Here is a 9413-nt window from a genome sequence, read left to right on the forward strand (position 1 = left end):
TTCAGGAATTAAAAGGTGATGTCGAGTCCAACAGAATACGATTTCATGACCGGGAAGGCATTGATCGACGTAACGCCGAAGGCGGTGTTGATGCCACCCGACGGCCCACCGACTGGGTAGAGGGTGGTGTTTGTTTCGGGGTCCCAGCCCTGCCATTTGGTGAACGTCAGCAGGTTTTTGCCGCTCACGAATACTTTGCAATTGGCCGCCCCGATTTTTTTGGCTACCTGATCGGTCAGGCTGTATGACAGCGAGATATCCTGTAGCCGCACGAAATTGCGCTGCACGTACTCGCGCCCCCCGGCGGGCGTAGACAACCACGGGTTGGGGTAGCGGCCATTAGGGTTGCGGGGCGACCAGAAATCCGTGAAATCGAACCAGTTGGCGTTGGTGGCCTGTCCGGTCGTGCCGTTGTAGGCGTAGGGAAAGTTGGCGCTCAGGTAGCTGTTTTTACCGCCCTGAATGGAGTTGATAAACGCCCGCAGCGTAAACTGCCCGTAGGAAACCGTATTCTGAATCCCGAACGAATACGCCGGTTCGGTGTTTCCCAGAAACTGCCGGTCGTCGGCAACCGTGATTTTGCCGTCTCCGTTCACGTCTTCGATGCGGTACGTACCCGGCAGGAAGCCCACCAGTTTCTCGTCGTTCAACTGGTAGATACCCTGCACCTTGTAGTCGTAAACAGTGCCGATGGGTTTGCCAATGAACAGGCCACTTGCCACGAGGTCATCTTCTACGCCGTCGTTGTTTTTGTCTTCGCCCAGAATCGTGACCACTTTGTTGCGGTTGCGGGCAAAGTTGACGGTTACGTTCCAGCTCAGGTTTTTGGTTCGCACGGGCTGTGCATGCAGCATAAACTCAAAGCCGGTGTTGTTAAGCTGGCCCAGGTTGGTGAACACATTAGCGAAGCCCGACGTTTGCGGCAGCGTTTTTTGCCACAGCAAATCCTTCGTATTGGAGTTGTAATACTCGATGTTACCGTCGACGCGGTTGTTGAGAATGGCAAAGTCAACCCCGACGTTAATACCCCGCGTGCGTTCCCACTTCAGGTCGTTGTTGCCCAGCGTCGACACCGACCTACCAATGGCCGTCAGCCCGCCATCACCGTAGACGTACTTCGATGCGTCGACCGCTGCCACCTGCGCCAGCGAACTGTACCGGGCCACCTTGTTGCCGTTTTCGCCGTAGCTGCCCCGGAGTTTCAGGAAGTCAATGCCGGGGACTTTGAAGAATTTTTCTTCTGAAATGACCCAGCCCAGACCCACCGATGGGAAAATGCCCGTTTTGTTATTGGCCGAGAAGCCGCTGAATCCATCCCGCCGAACGGTGGCTTTGACGAGATACCGGCCGCCGTAGTTATACGATACGCTGGCGAGTTGGTAAAGCAAAACCTCTTTCCAGGCTGACGAGGATATTTTTTGTATTTCAGCCTGCTGCAGGCTGTTATAGGACAGGTTCAAGTCCGAAAACTGCGTACCCGACGCGGCCGTGTTGTTATACTGGGAAGCATTGTAGCCATACACGGCTGTGGCGTTGAGACTGTGTTTGCCAAAACTGTGGGTGTAGTTCAGGATGTTATCCAGCGTCTGGTCATACTGCGTGGCATCGTTTTTGGATGCCGACCCCGTTTGGCCAGCCCCGTAGATGCTGGAGGCATAGTTCTTGAAAAACTTCAGGTTGTTGCCGAAATTAACCCGGTAGCTGAACCCCGGCAGGGCCGGAATCCGCACGATACCGTAGAAGTTGCCCACCAGCCGGTTCTGCACTTCGTAACGGTCGTTTTCGGCGGACAGATACGGGTTGACATTGAAATCGCCAATCGGATTGATGATATAGTTTCCGCCGGCATCGCGGGGCAGTACCAGCGGATTGGTGCCCACGATGGAGTTCATATCGGGCGAGTCTTTAAAGAAATTAGTAAATGCCCCTGATGTGTTGGCTCCAATAGTAAGCCACTTCGTCACCTCGGTATCCAGGTTAATACGCAGGGTATAGCGGGCGTAATCGTCGTTTTTAATAAAGCCTTTCTCCTTCGTGTACCCGCCCGACATGAAGTAGTTGGTCTTATCCGCCCCCCCCGAAATGCTTACGTTATGGCTCTGAATGGAGCCATTCTGGGTCAGGCCGCCATACCAGTCGAAGTCGTTACCGGCGGCAACGCCAGCCAGCGAAATGGGAAACAGTTCGGAGTTGGCGAACGTCCAGGCGGGGTCCGGCTGGGTATAACCCGACTCTTTCGTGAAGGCCTTCAGGTAGTTGATGTCCCGAATTTTCTCCAGGAACGCATCCCGGCGCAGCAGTTTCGCATTCACGGTAGGCGATGACGAAGCATAACTGCCCGAATAGGTAATGGTTGGTTTGGTTGAAGCCCGGCCTGTTTTGGTAGTCACCAGAATAACCCCGTTGGCCGCCTGTGACCCATAAATAGCCTTACTGCTGGGGTCTTTAAGTACATCGACGCTGGCTACGTCGGCGGGGTTGATGTCCGACAGCCGCCCATTGAAGATAAGCCCGTCCACAATAATGAGGGGGGCGGTGTTGCCGTTAAGCGTCGAGGTGCCACGAATGTTGATGGCGGCTTCGTCGCCCGCCCGGTTGGTCTGGCCGATGGTCAGGCCCGGCAGTGATCCCTTCAGCGACTGGAGAATGCTCACGTTCGGCGATTCTTTGAACGCCACCAGGTTGGCCGATGCGATAGCGCCTGTCAGGTCTTTGCGTTGCTGGGTGCCGTAGCCAACAACAACCACCTCGTTGAGGGTTTTGTCGTCCGGCGCCAGAACGGTGTTAATAGTCGTCTGATTACCGACCAGTACCTCCCTGGTTCCGTAGCCGACAAACGAAAAAATCAGCGTGTTCGTGGGAGATGCCGAAACTTTGTACTGCCCATAAACATCAGTGGTGGTGCCTGTAGTCGTACCTTTTAACACCACGCTTACTCCGGGCAGGCCCCCACCGGTTTCGTCGGTTACTTTGCCGCTGACAACCTGCGCCAGCGAGATACCCGGAATGAGCAACATCAATGCCCAAACCAGCCCCCATTTGAATCCTTCGTATTTCTTTTTCATAGTTTTACTACAACAATGATATTTAATACTACCACGATACAATATTATAGAGTGATATAATAAATAGCAAATAAAGTTGCAATAATCAGAGACTAACTTTTATAAAATTCTATTAATCAATCTATTACAGTAAAAAATATTTTTCATATCATGTTGCCATTTACTGATTTACCACAACATTGATGTAGTTAGGCAAAATAGTCATACATTTACTCTCATATTGATACAGTAAAACGCAGAAGCCATTTCAGAATATGGTACAGGTGATTATTCGGGGATTCGACATCATAGAACTGGTTGCCGAGCGTCGGGGAGACGCGCTTACACTCACGGAAATTTCCGAGAAGCTGACGTTGAACCAGTCGACGGTTGCCAACATCATCCAGACGCTCGTCCACAAAGGGTATCTGGAACACATAGGCACCAAGAAAGGGTATCGGCTGGGGCCAGCCGCCTTCCAGCTAACCAATCAGAACGCCTACGGACAGGAACTCATCAGTGCATCGCAGGATGTAATGGAGCGGCTTACAACCTTGTTAGGCGAGTCCTGCATTCTGGGGGTTTTGCGGAACAACAAACGCTACACGCTGAACGTAGTCAATTCCCGGCACGATATTCAGGTGCAGGTTCATTCGGAACGTAACGTGTATGATACAGCAAGCGGGCGGCTTTTAATCGCGTACTTAAATCCGGGCGAACTGAAAAGATTCATTGACCTGAATGGATTACCGACGGAGGCTTTGTGGCCGGGAGTAATTACCACTGAAGTCCTGAAAATGCAGTTGGAGAGCATTAAACGGGAAGGCATCGTCTTTACTGACCACAAAGACAGGCACGTAAAAGGGTATGCTGTCCCGGTTTGGGCGAAGGGCGGGGTTGTGGCTGGACTCAGCGTTTTTCTGCCGGAATTCCGCTGTTCAAGATCAAAAGAGCAGGAAATAATTACAGCCTTGCAAAGAGCAGCTACTGAAGTTTCAGCACGACTTGGATGATAGTCAAGTAATTTGCCTGAACCGCCGTTCCGAGAAATTGTAGTGATTTTCGGCGTACAGTACTGGTCAGCTTCATATAGGCAATAAATAGCTCAAAACACCCTCACAAAGCTTCTGGTGGATGTTGCGGAGCATTTTCCTTATGTGACATCAATGTTTATTTCCGTACACGCTCCCCTCCTACTCAACCGGCTGATTTCGGCCAATAAAAGGGTAACTTATGCTATTTAATGAACTCGTTATTTTGTTATCAATGAATGGGTTGTATTACTAACAGCCATCAAAAAATCGTCCACAAAATCCTCCAAATCCTATCGGGCCTCGGGGACTACCGCGCACATTACGGACCTACCCACATACAACGCTAAAACCGCCATGTCTCCCGGTGTCCGTAGCCATCCCAGTTTAGCATCCTACCAACAATGAAGCCGCGCTCCCTTGGAGGAACGCGGCTTTTTTTGTGAACCACTCTGGTGAAGAACCAGACCTACTCTACTTTGAGCAGCTTGAGTGTCAGGCTTTGGGTGAACGTACTCACCCGCAGTAGCAGCACTCCTGCCGGGGTCTGGCCCAGGTTGAGCGTCTGACGCTCCACCATCCCGGCTTCTCCAACCGACTGCTCACTCACCAGGTGACCCCGTTCGTCGGTCAGGTGCAGTCGCAGCGGTTGGCCCTGGGCGCCCCACACCTCCACTTCGACCGTTTGACTCACCACAGGATTACCCAGTACCACAACCTTCAGCGGTACTTCGGGACTGACACCCAGCCGTGCACCCGGATTACAGGCCGCCAGCCAGCCGTAGCTGAAACTACTGCTCACCCCGCTCTGCACCGCCCGCAGACTGATGACTGGATTGTCGGTGTACAGATTCAGTACGTACGGACCCGGACTCGTCGTGGGCAGCATCTCATTGACCACCGAGAAACTCACCGGACTACCATCCAGACCCGCATACTGCGGATTGAAGTTCACCCGACGCTGACCCGCCGAAAGCACTTCGCAGCTGATGGTCTGCACGCCCGTGATGCTGAAGGGGCCACTTGGTGGTGGCGTAGCGCCCGCTGGATTCACCGTAATAGTGAAGCTGGTGCTGGCACTCATACTACCCGGATCAGTGGCCGTTACTGTCACGGTGCTCACCCCACTCATCGACGGTGTACCCGAGATGGTCGAAGGAGCCACGAAGTTCAGGCCCGCGGGTAAGCCCGAAACGGATAAGGTTAACTGGTTGGGCGTTTCGGCATCGGTGAACACATTCGCTAAAGACAGGGTGTAGCCCACACCCACCGTAGCCGACTGGGGCGACACCGGATTGGCCACCGTGGGCGGGGTGTTAGCCGTCGAGGAACTACAGGCCGACAGCCAGTTGTAGGCAAAGCTGCTGCTGATGCCGCTCTGCACCGCTCTCAGGGTGATAACCGGGTTATCCGTGTACAGGTCCAGACTGTAGGGGCCGGGGTTGGTAGTGGGGGCCAGTTCGTTGACCACCGAGAAACTCACCGGGGCTCCGTTCAGGCCCGCGTACTGCGGATTGAAGGTCAACCGGCGCTGACCCGCTGAGAGCACCTGGCAGCTGATGGTCTGCACGCTGGTGATGCTGAAGGTGCCCGTTGGCGGGGGTGGCGTACCGGCGGCCGGACTCACCGTGATGGTGAAACTGGTGCTGGCACTCATGCTACCCGGATCAGTCGCCGTCACCGTCACTGTCGAGACACCCGACATCGAGGGCGTGCCCGAGATGGTCGAGGGAGCCACGAAGTTCAGCCCCGCGGGCAGACCCGTTACCGACAACACCAGGCCATTGGGCGTTTCGGCATCGGTGAACACATTGGCCAGTGAGAGCGTGTAACTCACTCCCACCGTGGCCGACTGGGGTGGCACCGGATTCGCTACCGTGGGAGGAGTATTGGCCGTCGAGGAGCTACAGGCCGAGAGCCAGTTGTAGGCGAAGCTGGTGGAGGCCCCGCTCTGCCGTGCCTGTAGGGTGATGACCGAATTGTCGGTGTACAGGTTCAGCGTGTAAGGCCCCGGATTCGTCGTCGGCAGCATTTCGTTGACCACCGAGAAGCTCACCGGACTACCATCCAGCCCGGCGTAGCGGGGGTTGAAGGTGACCCGGCGCTGCCCGGCCGAAAGCACCTGACAACTCACCGTCGTGACACTCGTGATGCTGAAGACCGGCGTTGGCGGGGGCGGGTTTACCGTAATGGTAAAGCTGGTACTGGCGGATAGTGACCCCGGGTCGGTGGCCGTGACAGTCACGTTGCTCACCCCACTCATGGAAGGTGTGCCCGAAATAACACGACTGTTAGGATCGAAACTAAACCCATTGGCCGGATTAATGCTGGCGCTGTAGGTGAGCTGATTGGGCGTGTCGGCATCGGTGAAGGCGTTGACCGTATAAGCGAAGGGCACGCCCACGGTGGCCGTCTGGTTGGCGTTGGCCGTGGCCACCGGGGCCGAATTGACGGTGCTAACGGTCACGCTGGTGGAACTGCTACAGCCGCTGGCGTTGGTGACGGTCACCGAGTAGGTTCCCGCCATAACGATGATGCTGGGGGTAGTTTGTCCGGTGGACCAGGTCTGGGAGGTGCCCCCCGATGCGGTGAGCGTGGTCGAGCCCCCGCTGGTGACGGTCGTATTGCCGCTGATGGTCGCCGTGGGCAGGGCCGTACTGGAACTGACGTTGGTGCTGGCCACGCCCGAACAACCGTTGCCGGCGTTGGTGACGGTGACCGAGTAGAGGCCGCCGGTGGTGACGGTAGCCTGATTACTTGACCCAATCTGGGTAGCCCCGCTGCTGAAGCGGTAGCTGGTGCCACCCGAAGCGGTCAGCGTCACGCTGGTCATAGAGCAGGTGATGGGACCGTTGTTAGTCAGACTTGCCGTGGGCACCGATTGATCCCCTGTGACGGTGGTCTGGGCCGTAGCCGAACAGCCGTTGGTCCCCGTTACCGTCACCGAGTAGGTACCCGAGCTGCTGACCGTAGCCTGGTTGGTTGAGCCGATCTGAGTGGCTCCGCTGCTAAAGCGGTAGCTCAACCCTGCCCCGGTGTTGGCCGTTAGGGTCACGCTGGTGGTGGCGCAGGTAAGCGTGCCCGAACTAAACAGACTGGCCGGGGGCACGGAGTTGTCCTGACTCACCGTCGTGCTGGTGGTGCTCACGCAGCCGTTGGCGTCGCTGACGGTGACCGAGTAGCTGCCCGGACTGCTCACGGTACGGGTGTTGCCGCTGCCGGCCAGCACGCTGCCGGCCGGACTGGTGAAGGTGTAGGAACTGCCTCCTGAGGCTGTCAGCGTGACGGAGGTCTGGGCACAGGTCAGGGGGGCATTGTTGGTCAGGCCCGCGATGGGCAGGGAGTTGACTGTCACGGTAGTCTGTGCCGTGGCCTGGAAACCGTTGTCACCCACTGTCAGGGTGAAGTTCTGAGGCCCATTGCCGCTGGCCACCAGGCTCCGGCTGAAGGCCGTGCCCGTGGCCGTNCCACTCAGGGGACTCGTGCCGTTGGAGAGGGTAAAGGCGTAGGTGCCCGTCACGTTGCCTACCGTGGCGGTAAAGCTGATGGGACTACCCACGCACACCGTGTTGTCCACAGCCGCAAAGCCCGCGATGGTAGGCGTGGCGTTGACTGTCAGGATGTAGGCGGGTCCTAAGTCAGCGCAGCCGTTGGCATCCTGCCCCCGTACCACCAGCGTGAAGCTGCCGCCCTGGCTAGGCGTGCCCGATAGCACCCCGGCCGTGCTCAGGCTCAGGCCCGCAGGCAAGCTGCCGCTGGCCAGACTGTAGGTATAAGGAGCCACTCCGCCACTGGCGGTGAAGCTCTGGCTGAAAGGCATATTGATGGTGGCCGCACTGGTGGCAGGGTTATTCACCATCACCACCGCCGTATTGCTCAGCACCGTGGTGCTGGTGGTGCTCACGCAGCCACTGGCGTCGCCCACCGTCACCGAGTAGCTACCCGCGCTGCTCACCATCCGGGTGTTGCCGCTGCCGGCCAACACTTGACCGCTGCCGTTGGTGAAGGTGTAGGAGCTGCCCCCCGAGGCCGTCAGGGTGACGGAGGTCTGGGCACAGGTCAACGGACCGTTGTTGGTCAGGCCCGCGATGGGCAGGGAGTTGACTGTCACGGTAGTCTGTGCCGTGGCCTGGAAACCGTTGTCACCTATCGTGAGCGTGAAGCTCTGGGTGCCGCTGCCACTGGCCGTCAGTACCTGACTGAAAGCCGTGCCCGTGGCCGTGCCACTCAGGGGGCTGGTGCCGTTGGAGAGGGTAAAGGCGTAAGCCCCCGTCACGTTGCCTACCGTGGCGGTAAAGCTGATGGGACTACCCACGCAGACGCTGTTGTCCACAGCCGCAAAGCCCGTGATGGTAGGCGTGGCGTTGACTGTCAGGATGTAGGCGGGTCCTAAGTCAGCGCAGCCGTTAGCATCCTGCCCCCGCACTACCAGCGTGAAGCTGCCCCCTTGGGTGGGAGTGCCCGATAGCACCCCGGCCGTGCTCAGGCTCAGGCCCGGGGGCAGACTGCCGCTGGCCAGGCTGTAGGTATAAGGAGCCACTCCACCACTGGCGGTGAAGCTCTGGCTGAAGGGCGTGTTGATGGTAGCCGTGCTGGTGGTGGGGTTGCTTACCGTCACCACGGCGGTGTTGCTCATCACCGTTGTATTGGTGGTGCTCACGCAGCCGTTGGCGTCGCCCACGCTCACCGAGTAGCTGCCCGCACTGCTTATGGTGGCCCGGTTGCTGGTGCCGATCTGGGTAGCCCCCACGCTGAAGGTGTAGGAACTGCCCCCTGAGGCCGTCAGGGTGACGGACGTCTGGGCACAGGTCAACGGACCGTTGTTGGTCAGGCCCGCCAGGGGCAGGGCATTGACCGTCACCGAAGTCTGGGCCATGGCCTGGAAGCCGTTGTCGCCCACGCTCAGGGTGAAGTTCTGGGGGCCATTGCCGCTGGCCGTCAGGCTCTGGCTGAAGGCCGAGCCGCTAGCGCTGCCCATGGTGGTACTACTGCCGTTGGAGAGGGTAAAGGCGTAGGCGCCCGTCACGTTGCTTACCGTGGCGGTAAAGCTGATGGGACTACCCACGCACACCGTGTTGTCCACGGCGGCAAAGCCGGTGATGGTAGGGGGTGGTAGTTGATTGAGCCGCACACTCACCGTGTTAGAGTTATTATTAGCTGCTAAGATATCCATGTCGCCATCTCCATCCACATCCCCCACTGCTACACTATAAGGACTAGTGCCCACCCCTATATTGGAGCCACCACTGAAGTTACCACTGCCGTCATTCAAGCGCACACTCACACTGGCACTGTTCTGATTAGCAACTAAGAAGTCCAGGTCGCCATCCCCATCCAC

Annotated in this window: 2 protein-coding genes and 2 pseudogenes; 1 reads left to right on the plus strand and 3 read right to left on the minus strand. The window is 57.3% G+C overall.

Translation table 11 applies throughout. From position 1 onward, the window contains the following. Nucleotides 1–8: 8 nt before the first annotated feature. A complete protein-coding gene (locus tag B157_RS0113865; protein WP_020603917.1) occupies nt 9–3065 on the minus strand; it encodes a SusC/RagA family TonB-linked outer membrane protein in 3057 nt (1018 codons plus the stop codon). A 254-nt stretch (nt 3066–3319) separates the two neighbouring features. Here B157_RS0113865 and B157_RS0113870 point away from each other — a divergent pair, with 254 nt between their 5' ends. Continuing rightward, nucleotides 3320–4057, plus strand: a complete 738-nt coding sequence (locus B157_RS0113870) for an IclR family transcriptional regulator (protein ID WP_020603918.1) — start codon at nt 3320–3322, stop codon at nt 4055–4057. Nucleotides 4058–4679: 622 nt separating this feature from the next. Here the strand turns inward: B157_RS0113870 and B157_RS40515 are convergent. Then, a pseudogene (locus B157_RS40515) lies at nt 4680–6908 on the minus strand (putative Ig domain-containing protein); the annotation flags it as partial. A 789-nt stretch (nt 6909–7697) separates the two neighbouring features. Beyond that, a pseudogene (locus B157_RS40520) lies at nt 7698–9413 on the minus strand (beta strand repeat-containing protein); the annotation flags it as partial.

Source organism: Spirosoma spitsbergense DSM 19989, assembly GCF_000374085.1.
Classification (GTDB): Bacteria; Bacteroidota; Bacteroidia; order Cytophagales; family Spirosomataceae; genus Spirosoma; species Spirosoma spitsbergense.